The organism is Legionella yabuuchiae, assembly GCF_900640115.1.
Classification (GTDB): Bacteria; Pseudomonadota; Gammaproteobacteria; order Legionellales; family Legionellaceae; genus Legionella_A; species Legionella_A yabuuchiae.
The window spans coordinates 1-1,126 of record NZ_CAAAIW010000065.1 but is presented as its reverse complement, the minus strand read 5'-3'; the positions used below and the strand labels follow the sequence as shown (position 1 = coordinate 1,126).

The following is a 1,126-nucleotide window of genomic DNA, read 5'->3' as shown; positions in this document are numbered from 1 at the left end:
GGAAAATACGATGCATGCTGTTATATAAAGAAGATAATGGACTCCCTGCCTCATCATTGCCCCGATTGACATTAAATACCGGATTCACCACCGTGGAGTATGGGTCTTGTATACGTGGTCGCAATTGAATGCTGTATAAGTTCGAGGGGTTGGCGAGAAAATGTCGGACAGAGCTCCCATAGCTATCTCTCATCGCTGTTACGGCTTCTAGGTAGATGTTGATTTGAGCCAAACGTTCTTCTTTCGCTTGACGCAGAGGGTTTCCTTCTTCCAGCAATGACAGGTCAAATTCAAGTGCGCTTTTATAAGATTCCAGTTCCTTGTAAGCGGCGCCGCCCTCAAAAAAAGCTTTTAACTCCAAGTTTGACTTACAGGTATTGTCTGTGCTGATGTCCTGCCCTGCAATGAAAGGAACCAGGAGATGCACTTGATTGGTATTGGGATTAATGTAGAGATATCTTGACGATGAGGGCTCGGTCAATGAAATCCGCATGGTCTTTTCTCGCTATGGGTGTTCATTTAATGTTAATTATAAAACATTTCGGCAAAAATGCCGTGCGCTACCCAAACATGCGATTTTAAGTGCTACATTTATTGGAATCCAGGCTTGTTGTTTAAATTTTGGCGTTGGATTGGTATTAAATTATCAATGCTTAACGAAGATAACCAGTAACAGTTAAGGCGTCACCGGCTGTTGCTGCAATTTGGTCGTTATTTCCACAGTCAAGCTTAAGATAACTTGCCTCACCACAGGGATGGCTGCGGCAGTTAACGCTAAAATTCCTGCTAAAAGCAGAAGCGCACCAAAAGTGTTCGTTTTGAGTAAAGCGGTTTTCCAAAACTGATTAATGAATGAATTTCAGGGACGTTGCCCTAGTATATTAATGTTATTTTTTTTAAATAATTTGGCGTAAAACTTTCACAAATTGTGTCAGTTTATTCAATTGAATAAAATATTCTAGATCGTACCCTTTTTGGACTTGACCGAGCAGTGATCCCTGGCAGTAATTCTGGACACTCAATTAAGCTATGTTCTTTAGTTCAAAATTAAGTGGGCTTATATAGCCTTTCGCACTATGCCTTCTTTTACGGTTGTAATCAATATCAATATACTCAAATACGGCTT

At 40.5% G+C, this 1,126-nt stretch carries 1 protein-coding gene and 1 pseudogene; both read right to left on the bottom strand.

Annotated elements, in window-relative coordinates; translation table 11 throughout:
* Window positions 1–493, bottom strand: a pseudogene (locus E1O47_RS12070) (hypothetical protein); the annotation flags it as partial.
* Between the two features lie 529 nt (window positions 494–1,022).
* The coding region (locus E1O47_RS12065; RefSeq protein ID WP_165475120.1) for an IS3 family transposase at window positions 1,023–1,126 on the bottom strand (104 nt) is incomplete at its 5' end.